Annotated in this window: 20 protein-coding genes; 6 read left to right on the forward strand and 14 right to left on the reverse strand. The window is 69.1% G+C overall.

Annotation, left to right across the window (positions count from 1 at the left end):
* Positions 1-6: 6 nt before the first annotated feature.
* The 5 genes from D571_RS0101345 to D571_RS0101365 all read right to left on the reverse strand — a co-directional run bounded on the left by D571_RS0101345 (position 7) and on the right by D571_RS0101365 (position 3,707).
* Complete coding sequence (locus D571_RS0101345; RefSeq protein ID WP_018934880.1) at positions 7-1,230, reverse strand: HDOD domain-containing protein; 1,224 nt, start codon at positions 1,228-1,230, stop codon at positions 7-9.
* Complete coding sequence (locus D571_RS0101350) at positions 1,223-2,434, reverse strand: HDOD domain-containing protein (protein ID WP_018934881.1); 1,212 nt, start codon at positions 2,432-2,434, stop codon at positions 1,223-1,225. Before D571_RS0101350 ends, D571_RS0101345 begins: the two co-directional genes overlap by 8 nt.
* Positions 2,435-2,535: 101 nt before the next feature.
* Complete coding sequence (locus tag D571_RS0101355) at positions 2,536-3,045, reverse strand: hypothetical protein (protein ID WP_018934882.1); 510 nt, start codon at positions 3,043-3,045, stop codon at positions 2,536-2,538.
* Complete coding sequence (locus D571_RS0101360; RefSeq protein WP_018934883.1) at positions 3,042-3,446, reverse strand: hypothetical protein; 405 nt, start codon at positions 3,444-3,446, stop codon at positions 3,042-3,044. The genes D571_RS0101355 and D571_RS0101360 overlap by 4 nt, the downstream gene beginning before the upstream one ends.
* An 18-nt stretch (positions 3,447-3,464) precedes the next feature.
* Positions 3,465-3,707: a BolA family protein gene (locus tag D571_RS0101365; protein ID WP_018934884.1), complete on the reverse strand. Its 243-nt coding sequence runs from the start codon at positions 3,705-3,707 to the stop codon at positions 3,465-3,467.
* 276 nt (positions 3,708-3,983) lie between these two features.
* Here D571_RS0101365 and D571_RS0101370 point away from each other — a divergent pair, with 276 nt between their 5' ends.
* The 5 genes from D571_RS0101370 to D571_RS0101390 all read left to right on the forward strand — a co-directional run bounded on the left by D571_RS0101370 (position 3,984) and on the right by D571_RS0101390 (position 7,578).
* Positions 3,984-4,736: an MBL fold metallo-hydrolase gene (locus D571_RS0101370; RefSeq protein WP_018934885.1), complete on the forward strand. Its 753-nt coding sequence runs from the start codon at positions 3,984-3,986 to the stop codon at positions 4,734-4,736.
* A 191-nt stretch (positions 4,737-4,927) separates the two neighbouring features.
* Positions 4,928-5,413, forward strand: coding sequence for a 6,7-dimethyl-8-ribityllumazine synthase (gene ribE, locus D571_RS0101375; protein ID WP_018934886.1), 486 nt, complete (start codon positions 4,928-4,930; stop codon positions 5,411-5,413).
* A 10-nt stretch (positions 5,414-5,423) separates the two neighbouring features.
* Positions 5,424-5,963, forward strand: a complete 540-nt coding sequence (gene nusB, locus D571_RS0101380; RefSeq protein WP_018934887.1) for a transcription antitermination factor NusB — start codon at positions 5,424-5,426, stop codon at positions 5,961-5,963.
* 31 nt (positions 5,964-5,994) lie between these two features.
* Complete coding sequence (gene thiL / locus D571_RS0101385; RefSeq protein ID WP_018934888.1) at positions 5,995-6,990, forward strand: thiamine-phosphate kinase; 996 nt, start codon at positions 5,995-5,997, stop codon at positions 6,988-6,990.
* A 54-nt stretch (positions 6,991-7,044) separates the two neighbouring features.
* Positions 7,045-7,578 (forward strand): phosphatidylglycerophosphatase A, encoded by a 534-nt coding sequence (locus D571_RS0101390; protein ID WP_018934889.1) that lies wholly within the window; start codon positions 7,045-7,047, stop codon positions 7,576-7,578.
* Positions 7,579-7,595: 17 nt separating this feature from the next.
* Here D571_RS0101390 and D571_RS0101395 read toward each other — a convergent pair whose 3' ends face one another.
* The 3 genes from D571_RS0101395 to D571_RS0101405 all read right to left on the reverse strand — a co-directional run bounded on the left by D571_RS0101395 (position 7,596) and on the right by D571_RS0101405 (position 11,219).
* Positions 7,596-8,489, reverse strand: a complete 894-nt coding sequence (locus D571_RS0101395) for an MBL fold metallo-hydrolase (protein ID WP_018934890.1) — start codon at positions 8,487-8,489, stop codon at positions 7,596-7,598.
* A complete protein-coding gene (locus tag D571_RS0101400) occupies positions 8,486-9,358 on the reverse strand; it encodes an HDOD domain-containing protein (RefSeq protein ID WP_018934891.1) in 873 nt (290 codons plus the stop codon). The genes D571_RS0101395 and D571_RS0101400 overlap by 4 nt, the downstream gene beginning before the upstream one ends.
* A gap of 220 nt (positions 9,359-9,578) precedes the next feature.
* Positions 9,579-11,219 carry an HD family phosphohydrolase gene (locus D571_RS0101405; RefSeq protein WP_018934892.1) on the reverse strand — a complete coding sequence of 547 codons (1,641 nt, stop codon included), beginning with the start codon at positions 11,217-11,219 and terminating at the stop codon, positions 9,579-9,581.
* Positions 11,220-11,379: 160 nt separating this feature from the next.
* Between D571_RS0101405 and D571_RS0101410 the strand changes: the two genes are divergently transcribed.
* Positions 11,380-11,877: an HPP family protein gene (locus D571_RS0101410; protein ID WP_018934893.1), complete on the forward strand. Its 498-nt coding sequence runs from the start codon at positions 11,380-11,382 to the stop codon at positions 11,875-11,877.
* A gap of 8 nt (positions 11,878-11,885) precedes the next feature.
* Here D571_RS0101410 and D571_RS0101415 read toward each other — a convergent pair whose 3' ends face one another.
* The 6 genes from D571_RS0101415 to D571_RS14415 all read right to left on the reverse strand — a co-directional run bounded on the left by D571_RS0101415 (position 11,886) and on the right by D571_RS14415 (position 21,311).
* The gene (locus D571_RS0101415) at positions 11,886-15,737 is read right to left on the reverse strand and encodes an AAA family ATPase (protein ID WP_369773850.1); all 3,852 of its coding nucleotides are present in this window, start codon (positions 15,735-15,737) and stop codon (positions 11,886-11,888) included.
* Between the two features lie 63 nt (positions 15,738-15,800).
* Positions 15,801-16,286, reverse strand: a complete 486-nt coding sequence (locus D571_RS0101420) for a hypothetical protein (RefSeq protein ID WP_026287491.1) — start codon at positions 16,284-16,286, stop codon at positions 15,801-15,803.
* Positions 16,287-16,353: 67 nt separating this feature from the next.
* A complete protein-coding gene (gene thpR / locus D571_RS0101425) occupies positions 16,354-16,902 on the reverse strand; it encodes an RNA 2',3'-cyclic phosphodiesterase (protein ID WP_018934896.1) in 549 nt (182 codons plus the stop codon).
* Positions 16,902-18,218, reverse strand: coding sequence for a sigma-54 dependent transcriptional regulator (locus D571_RS0101430; protein ID WP_018934897.1), 1,317 nt, complete (start codon positions 18,216-18,218; stop codon positions 16,902-16,904). The genes thpR and D571_RS0101430 overlap by 1 nt, the downstream gene beginning before the upstream one ends.
* Positions 18,215-21,151, reverse strand: coding sequence for an ATP-binding protein (locus D571_RS0101435; protein ID WP_018934898.1), 2,937 nt, complete (start codon positions 21,149-21,151; stop codon positions 18,215-18,217). The genes D571_RS0101430 and D571_RS0101435 overlap by 4 nt, the downstream gene beginning before the upstream one ends.
* Positions 21,141-21,311, reverse strand: a complete 171-nt coding sequence (locus D571_RS14415) for a hypothetical protein (protein WP_018934899.1) — start codon at positions 21,309-21,311, stop codon at positions 21,141-21,143. Before D571_RS14415 ends, D571_RS0101435 begins: the two co-directional genes overlap by 11 nt.

Below are 21,311 nucleotides of genomic sequence, written 5' to 3' on the forward strand. Positions count from 1 at the left end.
GGTGGATTACTCCGGCGAGAGTACCTGCATCAGCGACTCGATCCGCGGCCGGGCCTTCTCGACCGCGGCCAGGTTGCCCTCGTCATCCAGGCTGAAGCCGAGGCGCCGGATCGCCTGGAGGTTTTTCAGCGGGATGGCCCGTGCCCTTTCCGCCTCGGAAGCATCACGCAGACAGGCGTTGCGCGCGATGCGCACCAGGTCGGTCAGCGATGCCGCGTCGGGCTCTTCGGGTCCGCCGGAATCACGGATTGCCGCAATGATATCGGATGCCAGCCCCCATTGCTGACCAACCAGTTCGCCGGTCATGGATTCCAGGCGCCGGATCATGTGCTCCACCTTGACGGCATCGGGCTGATCCTTGCTGGCGGCGATCTCCCCCAGCACCGGCAATGCACCCACGCGATGCAGCAGGCCGGCAAGCAGGGCACGCTCGCGGTCGGCCGCGCCCGATTCCTCGGCCAGCACGTAGGCGATGGCGGAGACCCGGGTGGACTGGCGCCACAGCTGCTCCATCAGGGCCCGATAGGGGCTCTTGCGGTCGATGAAGACCTGGCGCGCCGCCAGTGCGAGGACCAGCTGTCGGGTGCGTTCCAGCCCCAGACGGGTGATGGCGTCGCTCAGTCGGGCGATCTCGTAGCGCGAGCCCATGGCCGGGCTGTTGGCGACCGCAAGCAGGCGAGCGGTCACGCTGGGGTCGCGTTCGACGATCTCGGTCACCCGGGAGATGTCGATCTCGGGGTCTTCGATCGCCTGCTGCAGGTGCAGCGCCACGTCGGGCAGCTGTGGCAGGGCGAGGTCGCCGGTCTGGGTCTTCTGGAAGAGGGTGGCCAGCAGGGAACCTTCCTCGGCCGAGAGCTCGACCTCGCCGACCTCCATGGCATCACCGGCGTAGTTGAGCTGGGTCTCGTAGACGTTGCGGTCGAAACGGACCAGGGTGCTGGGCTGCGCGGCCACCGCATGGCTGCGGTAGTCGTGCTGGGCAAACAGCGGTTCCAGTGCCGCCTTGTCGCTGTCTGCGACCGAGCGAGCCTTGTCGCCGCGGGCGATTACCAGCTTCCCTTTCAGCAGGAACAGCAGGTGGCGGTATTCCTCGCGTGCATAGACCTTCTGCCCCGGTTTGAGGTCGACCACCCGGGCATGGCGGATCAGCTCGCGGCGGCCGCTTTCGCCCATATCCGCGAAGGGCTTCAGGCGCGGTACGACGGGATCCAGGGTCAGGGCTTCATGCATTGAACAGGAGCTTCAGTTCGTTGAGGTCGTCGTTGCGTTCTTCCAGGAACGGAATCGGGTCGCCGGTGGCCGGCGGTTCGATCCCGAGGACCTCGAAGGCCGCCACTTCGCCGGCATCCGGGTGCGGTTTGTCGCTGTAGCGCAACGCGGCCCACTCGGCAACAATGCAGATGCTGGCGTAATCCGGCTGCGGGGCGCGATAGGACCAGTCGTAGGCATGTTCGGCCACGGCCACGAGATCTTCACCCAGGTCCCAGTAGTTGATGACCAGCACCCCCGCAAGGTTCCGCAGGCGGTTGACCAGGGCCTGCAGGCGTTCGGCGCTCGGGTGTTCCTCGCGCATCTCGGCGAACTGGATGATGGGGACCGCGCCGATGCCCGCCACCAGCCCGCCCAGCAGGGCACGTTCACGGTCGAGCAGGCGCAGGGAATCGGCCAGCAGATAGGCGAACGCGGAATTGAGCACGCCTTCGCTCCACACCTCGGTCATGGCCTCGCGGGTGGCGGCGTGCTTCGCCTTGAAGGTCTGGCGCAGGGCCATGTTCATCGCCAGCATGCGAGTATTGCGAAAGCCCAGCCGGGTGACCGCCTCGCGTACCGACTGGATCTGCTGTGCGCCACGAAACAGCGGGCTGTTGGTGGCGTGCAGCAGGGCACCGGCGATGGTGCCGTCGCGCTGGATGACCTCGGTGAGATCGTCAATGTCCGCCTCCGGATCGTTGGTCAGTTCCTGGATCCGCAGGGCGACCTCCGGCATGGTTGGCAGTTCCAGCCGGTTACTGGTGATCAGGTCGTAGAGCTCGCTGAAGAAGGCGCCCTCGGTGTCGTCCAGCTCGGTGTCGCTGACCACCAGCGAGGAGGAGTGGGCCCGTTCGAGGGCCGTCCTGGGCATGGCCAGAATGCGGCACGGCTGCTCCGTCAGTACGAAATCCTGATGGCCGGGGCTGCCCTCGAACAGTTCCAGCGGGGTGTCCTCGTCGGCGCCATCAAGGCGGACCCGCTCCGGGGTCCCGCCGACCACGCGCACCAGCTGGCCCGAAAGCAGGAACAGGTGGTGTTCGTCGACGGCGTCCGGGCGCAGACGTTTGCCGGCCGGCAGCTCCCGTACCTCGCACTGGGCGGCGACCTCCTCTCGAGCTCGCTCTGACAGTCCGGAAGCGGGATCGAGCTGTTCGAGCAGCGGGCTGAGGGTCGCTGTATCCATGGGCTGGGCCGTAATCCGTACGCGTTCCGAACAAACTTTGATTATATCACTGTTTGCGCAACCAACCGCGAGAGCGGTGCGGGTTTTCCGCGGGGGAACGCTCAGGCGCGGCGGGGCTGTCCGGTCAGGCGGTCATCGGCGTCGATCAGGCCGTGTTGCAGCAGGAAGGCCCGGGCGTCGCCGGCATCCTCGCGAAACCAGGCCGTGGTGCTGCCCAGGCGGAAGCTGTAGCCCCAGGCATCCATGTCCCGCATCAGCCGTTCGCGGCCCACCCCGGGAAGGTTGTCGGCCAGCAGGATCTGCAGATAGCACACGCCGCATTCCTCGAGATCGTCACCCCCGGCGTTGGTGTGCAGGCTGGCACGGCGTGCCGGGTCCATGCACAGCGTGTGGCCGGCCTCGTGCAGGGCAGAATGGAGCGGGGTATCCGGGCGCACATGCACCCTGTGGCCGATGATGCCGGCCTCCGGCTCGCCCCACCAGGAGCCCGGGAGCGGGGCCCCGGCCGGGTGCATCACCAGCTCCAGACCGTAGTGGTCCAGCAGCGCGGCGAGGGCATGTGTCAGCTCCGGGGCACCGCAGTACAGGATGTCGTCGGACCCGGGGGTCATGGGTCGGCGTCGTGGCCCAGCCCGCGCTGCCGACCGGCGGCCCGCCGTGGGCACTCGTCGGGGTGCTCGCGACACCACCGGTCGACCCGCTCGGTCAGGTCGTCCTGAAAGCACAGCAGGTAGAAGCGGGCCTGCTCGCGGTTGACGATCTCCGGACGCCCGAGGGCATCGACCACGCCTGTCCGCAGTGCGGCGATGATGGCGTTCGCAGCCTTTTTCTGCGGCCAGGAGGTGATCTCCTGCCAGGCCCGGGGTTCGAAGTACAGGCGCAGCAGGTCGGGCCGGGTGGTCAGCAGCATGCGCGTGACGTTGCGCAGCGTGGTCTCGGCCTCGCCCCAGTCCTCTACCAGTCCGCCTTCCAGCAGGCGATGGATCTCCTCGCGACCCTTGGGTGACAGCATGACGGCGACGCTGGCCGTTCAGCCTTCCGCCTCGGCTTCCTCCGGCGTCAGGGCAACGATCGACAGGGCGTGCAGTTCGCCGCTGTCGATCTTCTCGCGTACGGTGGCGTAGACGGTCTGGTGTTTCTTCACGCGGGACATGCCCTCGAACTGCGGGCTGATGACCCGCGCCTCGAACTTGCCTTCACCCCCGGTCACTTCGACCGACCGGGCATCGGGCAGGCCCGCGCGGATGAGTTCGGCAACCTGACTGGCTTCCATGGGGATTCTCCTGATTGAATGCACTGTCGGCACGGGATCCGGACCGCGATGATAGCGGTCGCCCGCGGACGACAGAAGAGCCCCCGCATGCGGGGGGAGACCCGGGGCCCGAAGCGGTGGAACTTGAGGCGGCCTGCAGGGCTCCACCGCACATGGAAACGTCGCGTGGCGCCGGATGGCGGGCAAAGCCAGCACTCGCGGTGTCGGTGGTTGGTCACGCGCTCATGATACGGGCTAGTATTTCAGCAAGTCCTAATACACGTCGGAGGACACGACATGATCTTCAAGCAGCTGTTCGAACCAGAATCCTCGACCTACACCTATCTGCTGTCCTGCCCGGATACCGGCAAGACCGCGCTGATCGATCCGGTCCTCGAAACGGTGGACCGTGATCTGGAGGTCCTGCAGCAAATGGGCCTGAGCCTGGATTACGCGATCGAGACCCATATCCACGCGGACCACATCACCGGCGGCAAGATGCTGCGCGAGAAGACCGGCTGCCAGCTGGCCGGCCCGGCGCTGGACGAGCTGCCCTGCCGCGATATCGGCATCCGCGAAGGCGAGCCCTTCCGCGTGGGCAACCTGGTCGTGAATCCGCTGTTCACTCCGGGGCACACCGATACCCACCATGCGTATCTGCTGGATCACGTGGGGCTGAAGATGCTGTTCTCGGGTGATGCGCTGCTGATCGAGGCCTGCGGCCGGACCGACTTCCAGTCGGGTGACCCGCACACCCTCTATCGGTCGATCCACGACAAGTTCTTCACCCTGCCGGACGAGACCCTGGTCTACCCCGGTCACGACTACGAAGAACGCCAGATCACGACCATCGGGCAGGAGAAGATGCGCAATCCGCGTCTGGGCAAGGACAAGCCGGAAGAAGAGTTCGTGAAGATCATGAACGAGATGGATCTGCCCTATCCGAAGAAGATCGACTGGGCGCTGCCTGGGAACGAGGGCTGCGGCATCTGCCCGGACAACATGCCGGAGGACAAGAAGCACCTGTGCGATTCGAACGCTCAGGGTTGAGGCCCTGAGCCACGGCAGGCGGCGTCCGCGGGCGCTGTCTGCCGAAGGCGTTTCCCGACCCGGCCGTCGGGGCCGTGAGCCCCGGCGGGCCGGGTTTTTTCTTTCGGTGGCACCGCCGCGACAGTGCTACACTGTGCGTTTTCGTTGTGACCTTCGCGATCGCCGCATCGCGACGCAAAAGGGAAGACCCCATGCACGAGATCGAGACCCTGGAAGGGCAGTTCACCGACGCCGGCGGGCGTCGTTTTGGCCTGCTGCTGGCGCGTTTCAACAGCCTGGTGGTGGAGCGGCTGCTGGAAGGCGCGGTGGATACCCTGCGCCGCCACGGCGTGCCGGACGCGAACATGACCATCGCCCGGGTTCCCGGGGCCTTCGAGCTGCCGCTCGCGGCCCGCACCATGGCGGGCTCCGGCCGCTACGACGCCATCATCGCCCTGGGCTGCGTGATCCGCGGGTCCACGCCGCATTTCGATTATGTGGCGGGCGAGGCCGCCAAGGGTCTGGCCCAGGTACAGATGGAGGCCGACCTGCCGATCAGCTTCGGCGTGCTGACCACCGATTCCATCGAACAGGCCATCGAACGCGCCGGGACCAAGGCGGGCAACAAGGGGGCGGATGCCGCCATGGGGGCCATCGAGATGGTCAGCCTGATGCCGCGCCTGCGTACCGGTGCCTGAGCGGGATGCCGTGAACGCCGTGACTGAATCCAGCAACTCCGGTTCTTCCGACCGTCCCCCGCGCGAGCAGGCCCGCGCCGGCAAGGGCGGCCGCAAGCAGCGCCCGCGCAGCACCCCCGAGCAGCGGGCGCGGCACGCGCGCTCGGTCGCGCGCCGCCGCGCGATGCAGGCGCTCTATTCCTGGCAGCTGACCGGGGACGACCCGAAGAATATCCTGCTCGCCTTCCGCGAGGAGGACGAGCACGCCAAGGCAGACGCGGAGTACTTCCGCGAACTCCTGATGGGCGTGACCCGGGCGCACGCGGAACTGGACGCGCGCATGCAGCCCTGGCTGGGGCGCGAACTGGATCAGCTCGACCCGGTGGAACACGCGCTGCTGTGGATCGGCCAGTGGGAGCTGGCCGAACGCATCGAGCTGCCCTATCGGGTGGTGATCAACGAGGCCGTGGAGCTGGCCAAGCGCTTCGGCGCCGAGCAGTCCCATCGCTACGTCAATGGCGTGCTGGACCGTCTGGCCGCCGAGCTGCGCAGCGCCGAGATCCGTCGCTGAGGCGGGTCCTCCACCATCCGGTGCGCGGCGCATGGCGTCCCCGTCCCTGTCCGAATTCGATCTGATCCGGCGTTACTTTCGGCCGGCCGGCCCCTACGGGGATCCGGTCGCGGACGCGCGCGTGGTCCTCGGTGTGGGGGACGATGCCGCATTGCTGCGCCCGGACCCCGGCCACGAGGTGGTCGTCAGTACCGACACCGTGGTGGAGGGCCGGCATTTCTTTCCCGACCATCCGCCGGCGAGCCTCGGGCACAAGGCCCTGGCCGCGAGTCTCAGTGACCTGGCGGCGATGGGTGCGGAGCCGCTGGGCGTGTTGCTGTCGCTGGCGGTTCCGCAGGCCGAAGATGCGTGGCTGAGGCCCTTCAGCGAGGGATTTCTGCGGCTGGCGCGGGAAACGCGCGCTCCGCTGGTGGGGGGCGATACCGTGCGCGGTCCGCGGTCCGCCGGGGTCACCGTGCTGGGCCAGGTGCCCGCGGGATGCGCCCTGCGTCGCGACGGGGCCCGTCCCGGTGACCGGCTGGTAGTGACCGGCGAGCTGGGGGGTGCCGCGGCCGGTCTGGCGGCCGAGACGCGGCGCCGCGAGCAGGGTGCGGCTCCGCCGGATGCCGGCGCCACGGTCGTTCAACGGCTGTTCTGGCCACAGCCCCGACTGGCGGCGGGGCGCGTGTTGCGGGACCATGCGCGGGCCGCGATCGATCTGTCCGACGGTCTGCTCGCCGATCTTGGCCATGTCTGCGCCGCCTCCGGCTGCGGGGCCCGCGTCGACTCGCCCTCGGTGCCGCTGGATCCTGTTCTCGCCGGGGCGGATGCGGCGCTGGCGCGGGACTGGGCGCTGGGAGGGGGCGACGATTACGAGCTGCTGCTGGCGGTGCCGCCGGAGGTGGAGCTGGCGCCGCTGGCGGAGGCGGCCGGTGTTGCGCTTCACGTGATCGGGGAGTTCACCGCAGGCGATGCAATCCGCGTGGTGGACGACGCGGGGGCGACCCTGGACGCCGGGCGTCCGGGGCACGATCATTTCGCGGACTGACTGAACACCGAGACGAGGGCCGACCCCATGGTTCCAGGGATGACGAAAACGACGATGCCGTCGGCACGCACCGTGTTCGGCGACCCCATCCACCTGCTGGCCTTCGGCTTCGGCTCCGGGCTGTCGCGCTGGGCCCCCGGGACCACCGGATCGCTGGCGGCGCTGGTGCTGTATTTCGCTATCATGAACTTCCCCGAGTGGGCCTATCTGGCGATCACCGTCATCGTGACCATGGCCGGGTTCCACATCTGCGGGGAGAGCGCACGTCGCCTGGGCGTGCACGACCATTCCGGGATCGTGTGGGACGAGTGGGCGGGGATGCTGGTGACCCTGGCCTTCATTCCGCCCGGGATCACCCTGGCCGGTGACCCGACCGGCCTGGTCTGGGTTGCGCTGGGTTTCTTCCTGTTCCGTCTGTTCGACATCCTCAAGCCCTGGCCGGCGCGTTATTTCGACGAGAAGTGGCACGACGGCACCGGCATCGTGATGGACGACGTGGTGGCCGGGCTGTACGCGGGCCTTGCCCTGATGCTGATCGTGCTGGCGGCGCAGGAGACCGGACTGGCGGTGGGTGCCCCGCCGGCCTGATTCGAGGGCCGCAGGGTCTACAGCGTTACCGTAACGCCCTCGCGAGCGAGGTGGATGGCCGGCTCCTGCGCGGGGTCGGGCGGCGGGTTGCGTTCCAGGGCCTCGGCGAACACGCGGTCGAGTTCGTCGTCGTCGCGGGTGGGCTCGTGGTGGGTCAGCCACACCTGTCCGACCCCGGCTTCACGCGCGGCCCGGATGCTGGCGTCGAAGGTGCCGTGGCCCCAGCCGGTGCGCCGGGGGTATTCCTCCGGGGTATAGGCGGAGTCGATGATCAGGGCATCGGCCCCGCGGAAGAAATCGATGATGGCCGCGCGTCGTTCCTGCACCAGCGCCTCGTATTCGGCGTGGCCCTCCTCGCCGGGGGCATGGATGTTGTACGGCCATTCGTGGTCGCCGGTGAACACCAGCGTGCGGCCGCCGGATTCGAGGCGATACGCGAAGTCGAGCACCGGGTGGCCCATGATCATGGAGGTGACGGTTACGCTGCCTGCCTGCGTGGTCTCGCCCTCGCGCAGCGTGACATAGTCCATGGTGGCGGCCAGCTCGTTGTTGCGCACCGGGAAGAATGCGTAGTCCATCTGACGCGAGAGGACCTCGCGGATGTCACGCTGGTTGACCGGGTCCGCCGCACCATGGATGCGGATGCGGTTGCCGGCCACGAAGATCGGGATGAAGAACGGCAGTCCCTGGATGTGATCCCAGTGGGTGTGGGTGATGAAGATGCTGGCTTCCAGTGGCATGTCCGCAAGCAGCTGCCGCGCCAGCTGGAAGATGCCGGTACCGGCGTCGAGGATGATCAGCTCGTCATGGGCTCCGCGCACCTCGATGCAGGTGGTGTTGCCACCGTAACGCAGGGTCTGCGGTCCGGGCACGGGAATGGAGCCGCGTACGCCCCAGAATGTAAACTTCATGGCCGCTCGTCCTGTGACTGCATGAAATGGCGGACGTGTTCCAGCTCCGGTCCGAGGTCGCCCAGGGCCTCCATCAGCTCCGGCAGGTCCGCGCCGAAACGTTCGCGAATGCCCGCCGGAAAAGGTTCCACCACCGGGTTCCCCGAGTCTCCGAAGTCCAGACGGCGCACGATCTGGTTGGCCGCGAACACCGTGTCCCGCAGCAGTGACCACTCGCCCTGCCGGTCGGGACTGTGGTGATAGCGTACCGCACCGGACAGGATGCCGGGCAGGCGCCAGTGCCCCATCAGCAGCCCGCCCAGCTCGGCATGGTCCACCCCGAGCAGACGCGCCTCTTCCGCCTGCAGCGGTGCCGATCCCCCCGCCGCTGCAGCGAGCACCGGTCGGTAGTCCTCCCCGGCATGGCGGGTCAGCACGATCTTGCCGAAATCGTGCAGCAGGCCGGCGACGAAATGATCGGTGGTCTCGCCTTCGGGGACTTCCACGAGACGTGCGAGACGGCGTGCGATGGTGGCCACGCCCAGCGAATGTTCGAGGAAGCGGCGGGTGTCCATGCCGGCATCGTTGCGGGCCGGCAGCATGCCCACTGCGGTGATGCTGATGGCCAGATTGCGCAGCGTGTTGAGGCCCGCGACCACCAGTGCCCGGGATACCGAACTGACCGGACGTTCCAGGCCGAACCACGGGGAATTGACCAGCTTGAGCACCCGCACGGTCAGCACCGGGTCGCGTTCCAGCGTTGCGACCAGCTCGCGCGCGGAGCTGTTGGGGTCTTCCGTCAGCTCGAGGATGCGCTGGACCGATGCCGGAAAGCCCGGCATGCGGTCAACCAGTCGGGTGTAGCGCGTGAGGCATTCATCCCCGGGCATGGCATGTTCTCCTGCGCTTTCTCGGTGGGGTGTTCATTGGCGCTTGCCGACCACGGTCCCGGCCCCATGGTACTGGCTGTCGGCCTCCGGGCGTGAGGCGGAGTTCACGGCATGGTCCGTCGACCGACTGAACCCGCGGCGCCATTGCGACTCCATTCATCCGCGTTGGCCATGCCGGTGTGGATGTCGGTCGCGGGTCGCGCAGACCAGCGGCAAGGGTTCAGTCGCGCCACAGGCCGGGCAGGCGGGCGGTGTCGACCTCGTCGATCTGGCGCGGGTCCAGCTGCTGCTCGGCATAGCGCCGGTAGACCCCCTCGTCGATGAAGACCCGGAACAAGTCCGGGTCGAGCTGGCCGTCCTCGACCATGCGCCCCATGATGGTCAGGGCCTGCGACAGGGGCATGGGCTGCTTGTACGGCCGATCGGGGGCGGTCAGCGCCTCGAACACATCGGCGATGCCCATGATGCGGGCCGGGATCGACAGCTGTTCGCGTGTGAGCCCGCGCGGGTATCCGCGTCCGTCCATGCTTTCGTGGTGGCCCAGCGCGTACTCCGGCACCCGCCGCAGATGGGCGGGGAAGGGGAGTTGCTCGAGCATCTGCATGCCCACGGTCATGTGACCCTCCATGATCCCGCGTTCCTCGTCATTGAGCGTGCCGCGCCGGATGCACAGGTTGCGGATCTCGTCCTCGTCCAGCAGCGGGCGGCGATTGCCGTCCAGACTGTCCCAGCCGCGATTGGCCAGGGCCTCGATGCGGGCGATGTCCTCGTCGGTCATGAATTCGCCGCCGGTATTGGATCGGCGCAGGAATTCGAGATCCCGGGTCAGGGCCTCGCGGCGTTCGGCGCTGGCGCGATCCACCTCCTGCAGGGCCTGTTTGCCGCCCGTCTGGCGGGCCAGGGCCTCGCGCAGCTGGCGGATCTCGTGGTCGCGCGCGAGGATCTCGAGCCGGTCCCCGATGGCGTCGACGCGGTCGAAGATGCCCTCCAGCTTGGTCGACTTCTCCATGACGTGGTGCGGCGTGACCACCTTGCCGCAGTCGTGCAGCCAGGCGGCGGTGCGCAGTTCGTAGTAGTCGTCGTCCCCGAAGTGGAAATCGCGCACTGCGGGATCGCGCGACTCGCTGGCCGCCTCGGCCAGCAGCAGGGTGGCCTCGGGGACCCGCCGGCAGTGGGCCCCGGTGGACGGGGACTTGGCATCGATGGCGGTGGCGATCACCTGCACGAAGTGATCGAACAGTTCCCGCAGCTCGTCGATCAGGCGCTGGTTGGTGAGCGCCACGGCGGCCTGCGAGGCCAGTGAGCGGGCGAGGTCACGGTCCTGTTCATCGAAAGGCCGGATGTCGCCGTCGACGGTCTTGTTCAGCAGCTGCAGGGCCGCGATCACCTGGCCTTCGTGGTTGCGCAGGGGAACGCTCAGAACCGAGCAGGTGCGGTATCCCGTGCGCTGGTCGAAGGCCCGGGTGCCGGAGAAATCGAAGCCCTGTTCGCGGTAGGCGTCGGCGATCAGGGCCGTGCGGTCGTTGAGCACCGACCAGACCACCACCGCCTGATCGTTGGGCTCACCGTCCTCGCGGTAAAGCGGGACCGGGGGCAGCTGGCCATCCACCGGATCTCCGGTGCCGCCGAGATGCAGGTCCAGGGTGTCGTTCTGCACCAGCGCGAATTCGAGCTGGTTACGTCCGGGTTCCAGCAGATAGATCGATCCGGCATCCGCGCCGGTCAGCGCCCGGGCGTTGCTCAGGATCTGTTCCAGCAGTTGCGGCTTGTTGCGCTCGGCCGACAGCGCAACGCCGATCTCGTTGAGACGGCGGACGCGTTCCAGCAGCGCATCCCGGGCGTGCTCGGTGGTCTGCGGCATCTCCCCCATCCGGCCCTGTGCTTCAGGCCGCGAGCATGGACCGGGCGCCCGACGAGGTCCAGCACCCGCACACCCGGTGCGTGCCGGCCTTGCCACGACAGATGCCCCACGGTCGGAATTTCCCTAAACTTGCGGCCTTTGTGACCCCCGGGCCGAAACGGTGAGATTCTACCTCATTGACCGTCAGTTTTTCCGTCACCCGCAGCATTATCTGCGTCAGGTCGGCGTGGCCTTTCTGGTCATCGCCGGTCTGGTGGTCGGTCTGGGGATGGTCACCGAGGTGGTGGTGGTCGCCGCCATCGGCTCCAGCGCCTTCATCACTTTTGCGATGCCGCATTATCCGACGGCGGTGGCGCGCCGTCTGGTCGGCGGGCACCTGCTGTGCATTGCCGTGGGGTGGCTGTGGTCGGTGCCGTATGCCGCGGGCTTTTTCGGAGGGGGCGATGCGGCCCTGGCGATGGCCGCCGGGGCGGCGCTGGCGAGTGCCAGTCTGCTGATGCTGATCACCGACACCGCCCATCCTCCGGCGGCCGGCAACGCGATCGCATTCGCCATCCTCGGGATGTCCCTGCCCCACGTGCTGTTCTCGGTAGTGGCGGTGGTGCTGCTGGCCCTGATCCGCTATGTGCTGCGCGGCTGGCTGCGTAATCTGGTCTGATCCCGGGTTCAGGTCCCGTGCGGGCGTCCGAGGCTCAGGGCCTCGGCCCCCGGATGGCCGATGATGCACTGGTCGACGCGCCGCAGTTCCCGTCCGGCCCAGTGCTGCCAGCGGGGATCGCTGGCGTGGCGGCGGATGTCGAGCAGGACCTGACGTTCCACGTTCGGATTACCCTGCCTGCGGGCCTCGGCCCGCGCCCGTTCCATCTCCTGCCAGCCTTCCGGGTCACGCCCCGTGCTGATCTCCAGCAGGCTGCGGGCCCGCTGGTGTCGGATCGTGGGCTGGAAGCACCGGTCGCCGCGCTGCAGGCAGCTCTGCAGCGCGGCATCGGCCACCGCCATGCGTTCGTGCGGATCGTCCCGGTCGCTGAAGCGCAGGGCATCCAGCAGGAACAGCCGGAACAGGGTGCTTACACCGTCCATCACGCCGCGCATGGCCTCGACCTGCTCGCGGAGCACCTCCACTGCCTGCGGATCCCCCAGGCGCGCGCGGGCCCAGCCCGACACCGCGATGGCACCCGTCAGCCACAGCGGATAGTCGTAGGCCTCGGCGATGTCGTACGCCTTGCGCGAGGCCGCCAGGGCCTCCTGCGGGCGATCGGCGAAGAAGCCCAGTGCCGAGCGGTAGCTGTAGACGAACGCCTGCGTGGGCCGGTGGTCAACCTGGTCGGCCCGCTGACAGGCCTGATCCATCTCCACCCAGGCGCGTTCGTGGTTGCCGGCGAACAGCAGGGTCCAGGACATGAAGGCCCTTGCGACGATGGCGGGGTTCTCCGTGTGGCGGGTGACCAGACGTGTGTGGTCGGCGGGTCGGTCCAGTTCGAGTGCGCGCGTCTGGTACTCCAGCGCCTGCCGGAAATGCCCGGTCCAGAAATGCGTGTTGCCCTGCACGTAGCGCGCGGCGAGCCGCAGCAGGCGGTCACCCGAACGCTCGGCCACTGCCTCGATCTCGTTCGCCAAGCGTTGCGCCTCATGGAAGTCCTGGCAGGAACCGGCCCCGTGCCACAGTCCCGACAGAACCCGGAAATGCTGCACCGGATCGCGCTCCGGATCTGACAGCTCTGCGGCCTGTTTGAACAGGGCGTGGGCCGACCTCGAGCCGTAGCCCGCGAGGGCGAGGTTGGCGGTGCCGAGGCCGCTGAGTGCACGCAGGGTGTCGGCCTCGTTGCTGGCGGCGCTTCCGGACAGGTCGTTCTGCAGGCAGTGCAGGGCGTCCTGGAAATGCTGCGCGGCCTCGGGGAGCATGCTCCGGGCGAAGGCCTGCTCCCCGGCTTCGAGCCATTGTGTCACCGCTTCTCGGTAACGTCCGGCCTGATGCAGATGGAGGGCCACCTCCGCGCCGCTCGGGCTGCTGCCGGGGTGTTCGGCATCCTCCTGGAGCAGGTTCGCCAGCCGGTCGTGCAGCCGGGCCCGTTCCGAGCGCAGCATCGCCTCCAGGGCACTCTGGCGGAACAGCGCATGGCGGAAGCGGAACAGGGTGCCCCCGGCGGCCCCGACGGCCTCCACGATGCCCTTGCGCATCAGGCGCCCGAGTTGCTGGCGGACCTGGTCGGTGGAGCGTTGCACCAGACGGGCGAGGGTGTTGATGCTGAAGTCCCGTCCGATGACCGCGGCTGCCCGCGCCAGATCCCGCGCGGGTCCCAGCTGCTCCATGCGCGCGATCAGCAGGTTGGTCAGTCCGGGGGGCAGATCGTCTCCCGGGCTGTCGGGATCGCGGTCCTCCAGGGCGAAGCGAGTCAGCTCCTCGAGGAACAGGGGCACGCCTTCGCCCCGCGACACCAGCTCCCGGCGTATGGTCGGCGAAAGGGCGCCGTGCGGGTCGAGGGCGGCGACCAGCTGACCGGCGGCTGCGTGGTCCAGACCCTGCAGCACGAGGGACTCTACCTCCACGTCGCGCCAGGCACTGCGATAGCTCATTCGCGCGGTCAGGACCGCCATGAACGCGGTGTCCCGGGCGCGATGGTGCAACCGGCGCAGGAATTCGGAAGTCCCCGAGTCAATCCAGTGCAGGTCGTCGACGATCAGCAGTGAAGGCTGCGGGCGGATGGCGGCATTTGCCAGGTCGACCAGCGCGTCCAGCAGGTGGTCGCGGTCGATATCACCCGCGCGGAACAGTTCCCGGTCGGGCGTGGCCGGTTCGGTCAGCCAGCGGGCAATGCCCAGCGCGCGTCCGGACGGCTGGCCGTGTTCGCGAAAACGCCGCGCCAGCCAGCGCGCTGCGGCGTGTGGGCGACTGCGGGCGCGGGCCCACTGGCTCAGCAGCTGACGGACGGGCCCCAGCAGCTGGCGCGACGTGTCCTCACGACACTTGAGGGCCACGGTGGCTGCGCGGTCTCCGCACTGCTCTGCCAGACCCCGGGCCAGGCGACTCTTGCCCATGCCGGCCTCGCCCTGGATCAGCACCCATCGGGCGGCGCCCGCCCGGGCCTGCTCCCATTCGCCTTGCAGGCGTTGGAGCTCCGCATCGCGACCGACCAGCGGTGCCAGCCGCGTCGGGGAACGCGCGTCGACGCGGTCCCGCGGACCCGGATCACGGGTCACCCGGAAGCCACCCGGACGCTGCTCCATGGGCTCGAATTCAAAGAAGCCGTCGAGGTGTTCGCGCAGCACCGCCGAGGTCCACACCAGCCCCGGCCGCAGCGCGCGGGCGATGGCCTGGATACGGGCGGTGAAGCGTCCGGCCGGATCGGGGATCTCGGGATCGGCCCCGGTGACCACGGTGTCGATATCGACCGCGATCCGCAGTTCGACCCCGGGAGGCGCCGTCTGCAGGGCCTGCCACGCCGCTCGCACCGCATCCACCATTGCCTCCTCGCGTCCCGCCGGGTACCCGAAGTAGGCCAGCAGGCCCTGTCCCGGGGCACGCACCACATGCCCGTGATGGGTCAGGAACAGTCCGTCCAGCGATTCCAGCGCCGCATGGATTCGGTCGCACTGTTCTTCGATATCCAGGGTTTCCGGTGCCTGCAGGTCGCACACCACCAGAACCAGGTGGCGCCGTTCCTGACGCAGGGGGGTCGCGGGCAGCGAGGAGGGGTCCCCGGTGGCGACATCGTAAAGCCCGTCGAGCTGTTCGCGGATCTCGGCCAGGGCCGGATCCGGGGCGCGGCCCTCGGTCTCCTCCAGGCCCTGTTGCAGACGACGAAAGTGTTCTTCCGCACGGGCCGGCTGCCCGGCCAGCAGCAGGCCACGGAGGAAGGTTACGTTCAGGGTCTCGTCGAGTGGTTCCAGATCGAGCAGACGACGAATCTCGGGGATCCCGCGTTCCGGTTCGCCAGCGCGGCGGAGGAGTTCCAGCACCCGTTCGGCCGTGGACCGGGCGCGGGCCCACAGGGTGCCCTGGCGCTGCCGCACCCAGGCCTCGAGCCCGGGCAGGTTGTCGTTCACGGGTGTGGTGGCGAGGAAATGGCCGCGGTACAGCCGCAGGCGCGCCAGTTCCCGCTCGGCCAGGGTCAGGATCCGTTCGGTGTCGCCTTCTTCGGCCGGCACCGGGTCCGGCGTCGGGTCGTGAGCGAGCTCGAGGAAGTCGACGTGGCACTGTTCGTCCACGCGGAAACCGACATCGCGGGTCCCGGCCTGCAACTTGTCCGCCAGGCTGTCGCCCAGCTGGCGGCGGATCTGGAACAGGCCCTGGCGCAGGTTGACGCGGGCACCGTTGAGGTCGAGATCGGGCCAGAACAGGGCGGCAAGATCACGCCGGGGGACCTGTCGCGGGCTTTCGGCGATCAGGTGGACCAGCAGGAGCCCGGCCTTGGTCCCGGAAAGGGCGGAGACTTCGCGCCAGTCCACACTGACCCGGGCAGAACCGAGCGTCGTGATTTCCAGTTGCGCCAATGCATGCCCTCCCGCAGCGAGTGGCATCATATCAGGGTTCCCGGGTCGACTGAATGACCCTCACGGGAGGCTGGTTTGTAGCGGGTCCCGTCAGTCGATGCGGATGGTGGTGTAGCCCTGGCGCTCGTAGCCCATGATCGACAGGAAGGTATTGCCGACCAGTTCGATCCCGGGCAGCAGATCCCCGGCCTCGAGGTCGAAGCGGCGGGTCGCGATGGAGCAGGCCTCCATGTGCACGTTGTCCAGTTCCAGCAGTGCGTCCAGGCGTTCGTGGAGACGTTCCACGTTGGCCACGTCGGCGAAGTCCAGATGATCGGTGGACTCGGCCACCAGGCCGGCGGCCCCGCCGCGGAAGGCGAAGACCATGTGCGGTTCGAGGCCCTGACGCTGCATGTCCTCGCGGGTTTCGAGGATCACGTCCAGACGGCCCATCAGCGCCTCGGGGTCGCCCAGGGTGACGTCCCACAGGATGCGTCCTTCGTCCATTCCCTCGATCGCACGTTCGTCACCGGGCTTGTCGGCGGCTGCGGGCAGGGCCCATGTCAGCAGGAGCAGGCCCAGCAGGGGCAGAGTCATCAGAGCACGGGGCAGGTGCGTGACGGTCAAGGGACGGCGGGACATGGCGAACCTCCGGGGTGCGGGTCTATCCCGAGGATAGCAGGTGCCGCTCGGCGAGCACGCGATAGGCGCCGGGCCGGCCGTCGCGGCCGGACTCGATCAGCACCAGATGATCCGCGTGCCAGTGCACCGGTTGCTGCGGCCCGGGGGCCGGCGGCGGGGTCGTGGCATGGCGACGCAGGGTCACATGCGGACGGAACGGGCGCTCCTCCAGCGCGATGCCGGCCGCGCGGCAGGCCCCGGCGGCCGCCAGAGCCAGTGCCTCCAGTGCCGGCGGGGTGTGCGCGGGACCGATCCAGCCAACCCGGGCCCGCCGGAAATGACCGTAGCGATCCAGGCACAGCTCGGCCGCGCCGTCCGGGAAGGTCTCCAGGGCCTCGGCCAGCCGGTCGGCGATCGTGACCGTGACGTCGCCGGCGAAGGCCAGGGTCAGGTGCAGGTGCGCATGCGGTACGGGGCGGCCCGGGCCCGGAAGATCCCGGGCGAGGGCATGCAGGGCGTCGCGGGTGGCGGGGTCGGGCCACAGGGCGAAGAAGACCCGGCGGCGGCTCGGGGCGAGGGTGTTGGCGGACATCAGGGACGGGGCAGGTTGTCGCGCTGACGGCGTTCCCACAGGGTCTTGCGGCTGATGCCCAGGGCCCGGGCGAGCTCGGTCTCGTTCATGTGTCCCTGATTTTCCAGTACGAACTGGCGAAAGTAGTCCTGCAGGCTGGTGTTACCGGGGGCCTCGCCGGCTGATTCGCCCGCGCCCGGTGTGGCGCCGCCGTCCAGGCCCAGGTGCCCGGGTTCGATCTGCCCGTCCGGGGCGAGGACCGCGCCGCGCTCCAGCGCATTGGCCAGCTCGCGCACGTTGCCCGGCCAGGCGTGTCGGCGCAGGGCCTCCAGTGCCGCCGGGGTGAGCGCTACCGGGCCCCCGGCCGGGTTGTTCCGGGCGAGGAAGTGACGGGCCAGCGGTTCGATGTCCTCGGGCCGTTCGCGCAGCGGCGGGATCGTCAGTTCCAGGACCCGCAGGCGGTAATAGAGATCGGCGCGGAAACCGCCGTCGCCGATCATGCCCTCCAGATCGCGGTGGGTGGCGGCCAGCAGGCGCACGTCCACCTGCTGCTCCTCGCTGGCCCCCACCGGGCGGATCTGTCCGTCCTGCAAAAAGCGCAGCAGACGGGCCTGGGCGGCCGGGGCGAGCTCGCCGATCTCGTCGAGGAACAGCGTGCCGCCGCGCGCGCTGGCGATCAGGCCGGTACGTGCCTGCACCGCCCCGGTGTAGGCGCCCTGGGCATGGCCGAACAGCTCCGCCTCCACCAGGCCCTCGGGGATGGTGGCGCAGTTGACCGCGACGAACGGCCCGTCGGCGCGCGGGCCGAGGCGATGCAGGGCACGCGCGGCCAGCTCCTTGCCGGTGCCGGATTCCCCCCGCAGCAGCACGGTGGATTCGGTGGATGCGATGCGGCGGATCTGCTCGCGCAGGGTGCGGATGCCGGCGCTGTCGCCCTTCAGTCCGAGGTCGTCCCCGTCCTCGCCGGGCGTGCCCGCGGGTTCGGTAACGGCCCGCTCGCGCAGGGTGGCGCGCAGCGTCAGCAGCAGGGCGTCGTGATCGAACGGTTTGGCGATGTAGTCGGCCGCCCCGTTCTTCATCGCCTCCACCGCCGAAGGTACCGAGGCGTAGCTGGTCATGATGACCACCGGCGCCCGGGTCTCGCCCAGCAGCTGCGTGCCCTCGCCGTCGGGCAGGCGCAGATCGGCCAGCAGCAGGTCCGGCTCGCCGCCCTCCAGCCGCTCGCGGGCCCGGGCGAGGTCCTCCGCCGTCTCCACGGTCAGGCCGTGGTGGGTCAGATAGCGGCTGACGGCACGCCGGATCGGGGCCTCGTCGTCCACCAGCAGGATGCGGGTCATGACGGATCTCCTCCCGGGAGCGTGAGCAGGAAGCGGGCGCCGCCCTCGGGGCGGTTGGCGGCCGTCAGGGTACCACCGTGGTCCTGCACGATGGAGTAGGCGACCGGCAGGCCCAGGCCCGTGCCCTTGCCGGTGGGCTTGGTGGTGAAGAACGGCTCGAACAGCCGGTCGAGGCTGTCGGGGTCGATGCCCGCGCCCTCGTCCTCCACCGCGACCCGGATGCGGCCGTCGCGGCGTTCCGCGCTCACGCGCACCGTGGCCCCCTCGGGCGAGGCCTGTTCGGCGTTGGTCAGCAGGTTGATGAACACCTGCAGCAGGGGCCCGCGGGCCCCGCGGACCTGCAGCCCCGGGGTGTCGAGCCCGGAGGTCACGAAATGCAGGTCCTTGCGGCCAGCCAGCCGGGTCAGGCGGATGGCCTCATGGATCAGTTCCCCGGGGTCGAGGTCCTCGAAGCGGCTGCCGGCCGGTTCCTCGGCATGGGCGAAGGTGATCAGCGACTGCACGATGTCGTTGATGCGCCGGGTCTGCGCAAGGATGTCATCGGCGATGGCGCGGATCTCGTCGGGATCCTGCTCCAGCGGCAGAGTCTGCGCGAGCGAAGCGATGCCGGTCAGCGGATTGCCGATCTCGTGGGCGACCCCGGCAGCGAAACGGCCGATGGAGGCCAGCCGGTCGCCGTGGGCGATCTCGGCTTCCAGCTGGGCGCGGTCGGTGACGTCCTCGATCAGGATGATGCGGCCCTCGCGCCGGCCCGCAGAGTCCAGCAGGTCGGACTTGTGCAGGTTCAGACGGCGCCCGCCGTCTTCCAGTTCCAGGTGCAGCTTGTACCACTGGCGGTCGGAGCTTTCGATGAACGCGGTCAGCAGGCCGCGCCAGGGCCGCGGCAGGCTGTCCAGCGGATGCCCGGTGGCGGTGTCCGGCGGGATGCCGGTGAGCCGGCCGAGGGCCTGGTTCCAGCCGGTGATCTCGCCGCTGGCGGTCAGGCTGGCCACGCCCAGCGGCAGCTCGTGCAGGATCTGGCGGTGAAAGCGCCGCAGCGCGTCCAGCTCCGCGGCCAGCCCGGACAGTGGCAGGGCGCGGGTCTCCAGCTGTTCTTCCACCCGCCGCAGGCTCTCGCCCAGGGTATGGCGCCCGGCGGCATCCAGACGCAGGTGCTGGTCGACGATCATGCGCGCCAGTACCGGGCCCAGCAGCCCGGACAGGTTGCGTTCTATGCGTTCGCGCAGGCGTCGCAGGTCGCTGCGCGAACGCGTGTGTCGCGGCAGGCCCAGCTCGTCCAGCGCCCGCTGCATCTCGTGGCGCGCGGGTCCCGGACCCAGGGTGGCGGCCAGCGCGGTCTCCATCTCGCCAACGTCACCGGCCAGTGGCAGGCCGCCGCCGGCGGTCGTGGTCTCGCCCGGGCAGCACGCACGTCCGGCCTCCGTTTCCTCCGCATTCGGACGGGTCAGCAGCGAAACCGCCACGAACAGGACCGCATTCAGGCCCAGGCTGAGGGTCAGGGCGAAGCTCCACGGATCCGTCGCCTCGGCCCGCAGCACCGCCTGCGGGTCCGGCAGGCCGGGCAGGATGCCGGCACTGCCCAGCAGCGGCATCACCAGGGTAAACAGCCATGCGGCGATGCCTGCGCTCAGGCCGACCAGGAAGCCGATGCGGGTGGCGCGGGGCCAGAACAGCAGGCCGGCCAGCCCCGGCAGCAGCTGGGCCACGGCCGCGAACGAGATCAGGCCCAGTTCCACCAGGCCTTCCACCACCTGCAGCACCCCGTAGAAGCCATAGCCCAGACCGATGATCAGGACTACCCACACGCGCCGGGCCCATAGCAGCCGGTGATACAGGTTGCTGCCCGGGGCGTCGTCTTCCTGCAGGCGGCCGATGGGGGTGAGGTAGTTGGTGCCCATGTGGGCCAGGGCGAGGGTGGTCACGATCATCATCGCACTGGCGGCGGAGACCCCGCCGATGAACACCAGCAGCGCCAGCGACGCCGAATCCAGCATGCCGGCGATGCCGATGGCGTAGTAGTTGGGGTCAATACCCAGACCGGCCGCCTCGCCGGCCCAGTAGAGCACCGGCATCGGCAGGTTCAGCAGCAGCAGAAAGGCCGGGAAGGCCCAGGCCGCGCGGTTCAGGGCGCGCGGATCGATGTTCTCGGTGAACAGCATGTGGAACTGCCGCGGCAGCAGGAACGCGGCGGCGAAGGCCAGCACCATCATCGCGAACCAGCCGCCCTCGCGCACCGGGGCGTAGAGTGCCTCGGTGGCGCCGGGGTTGGACTCCAGCCAATGATTCAGCCCCGACGGACCGCCGAACACCGCGAACAGCGCGACTGCGGCGATGCCGAGGATCGCGATCAGCTTGATCACGGACTCGAAGGCGATCGCCAGCACCAGCCCGGCGTGTTTCTCGCGCGGGGCGATGTGGCGGGCTCCGAACAGGATGGCGAACGCGGCGATGGTGGCCGAGAAGGCCAGTGCCAGCAGGTGCGGCGGGGTCTCGGCGGTCAGCACCGCCGCCGACTCGGTCACCGCCTTGATCTGCAGCGCGATGTAGGGGAGCACCCCCGCGAGCATGAACAGCGCGACCGTCGGACCGGTCAGGCGGCTGCGGTAGCGAAACGCGAACAGGTCCGCCAGCGAGCTCAGCTGGTGTTCGCGGGTCAGGCGCAGCAGCGGGCGCAGCAGCCACGGGGTCGCGGCGAAGGCCAGGGTCACCCCGAGGTAGATGGTCAGGTACAGATAGCCCTGTTCCGCGAGAAAGCCGATGTTGCCGTAGAACGTCCAGGAGGTCGCATAGACCCCCAGCGACAGGCTGAACACCCACGGGCTGGCCGCCCACCGGGCGACCCGGGGGATGCGGTCGGCGACGAAGGCGATGCCGAACAGCACCGCCAGATAGGCCACGCCCACCGCATAGATCAGCCCCAGGCTAAGGGTCACGCCGCCGCCCCGTGGCCAGTGCCACCACCAGGATGAACCCGGCCCAGATCGCGAACGGCCACCACCATGCGGGCGCGGCCCCGGCCAGCCACGGCACCAGCGGGCTGAAGAACAGCAGCACGCCCAGCAGCGTGATCAGGACGCCGTGCGAGGTGTCCAT

It is taken from the genome of Thioalkalivibrio sp. ALJ24 (genome assembly GCF_000377785.1).
GTDB lineage: Bacteria > Pseudomonadota > Gammaproteobacteria > Ectothiorhodospirales > Ectothiorhodospiraceae > Thioalkalivibrio.

Coding starts and splice junctions, on each gene's coding strand:
- D571_RS0101345 (WP_018934880.1), bottom strand. CDS start 1,230: ATGCATGAAGCCCTGACCCTGGATCCCGTCGTACCGCGCCTGAAGCCC.
- D571_RS0101350 (WP_018934881.1), bottom strand. CDS start 2,434: ATGGATACAGCGACCCTCAGCCCGCTGCTCGAACAGCTCGATCCCGCT.
- D571_RS0101355 (WP_018934882.1), bottom strand. CDS start 3,045: ATGACCCCCGGGTCCGACGACATCCTGTACTGCGGTGCCCCGGAGCTG.
- D571_RS0101360 (WP_018934883.1), bottom strand. CDS start 3,446: ATGCTGTCACCCAAGGGTCGCGAGGAGATCCATCGCCTGCTGGAAGGC.
- D571_RS0101365 (WP_018934884.1), bottom strand. CDS start 3,707: ATGGAAGCCAGTCAGGTTGCCGAACTCATCCGCGCGGGCCTGCCCGAT.
- D571_RS0101370 (WP_018934885.1), top strand. CDS start 3,984: ATGATCTTCAAGCAGCTGTTCGAACCAGAATCCTCGACCTACACCTAT.
- ribE (WP_018934886.1), top strand. CDS start 4,928: ATGCACGAGATCGAGACCCTGGAAGGGCAGTTCACCGACGCCGGCGGG.
- thiL (WP_018934888.1), top strand. CDS start 5,995: ATGGCGTCCCCGTCCCTGTCCGAATTCGATCTGATCCGGCGTTACTTT.
- D571_RS0101390 (WP_018934889.1), top strand. CDS start 7,045: ATGCCGTCGGCACGCACCGTGTTCGGCGACCCCATCCACCTGCTGGCC.
- D571_RS0101395 (WP_018934890.1), bottom strand. CDS start 8,489: ATGAAGTTTACATTCTGGGGCGTACGCGGCTCCATTCCCGTGCCCGGA.
- D571_RS0101400 (WP_018934891.1), bottom strand. CDS start 9,358: ATGCCCGGGGATGAATGCCTCACGCGCTACACCCGACTGGTTGACCGC.
- D571_RS0101405 (WP_018934892.1), bottom strand. CDS start 11,219: ATGCCGCAGACCACCGAGCACGCCCGGGATGCGCTGCTGGAACGCGTC.
- D571_RS0101415 (WP_369773850.1), bottom strand. CDS start 15,737: ATGCCACTCGCTGCGGGAGGGCATGCATTGGCGCAACTGGAAATCACG.
- D571_RS0101420 (WP_026287491.1), bottom strand. CDS start 16,286: ATGACTCTGCCCCTGCTGGGCCTGCTCCTGCTGACATGGGCCCTGCCC.
- thpR (WP_018934896.1), bottom strand. CDS start 16,902: ATGTCCGCCAACACCCTCGCCCCGAGCCGCCGCCGGGTCTTCTTCGCC.
- D571_RS0101430 (WP_018934897.1), bottom strand. CDS start 18,218: ATGACCCGCATCCTGCTGGTGGACGACGAGGCCCCGATCCGGCGTGCC.
- D571_RS14415 (WP_018934899.1), bottom strand. CDS start 21,311: ATGGACACCTCGCACGGCGTCCTGATCACGCTGCTGGGCGTGCTGCTG.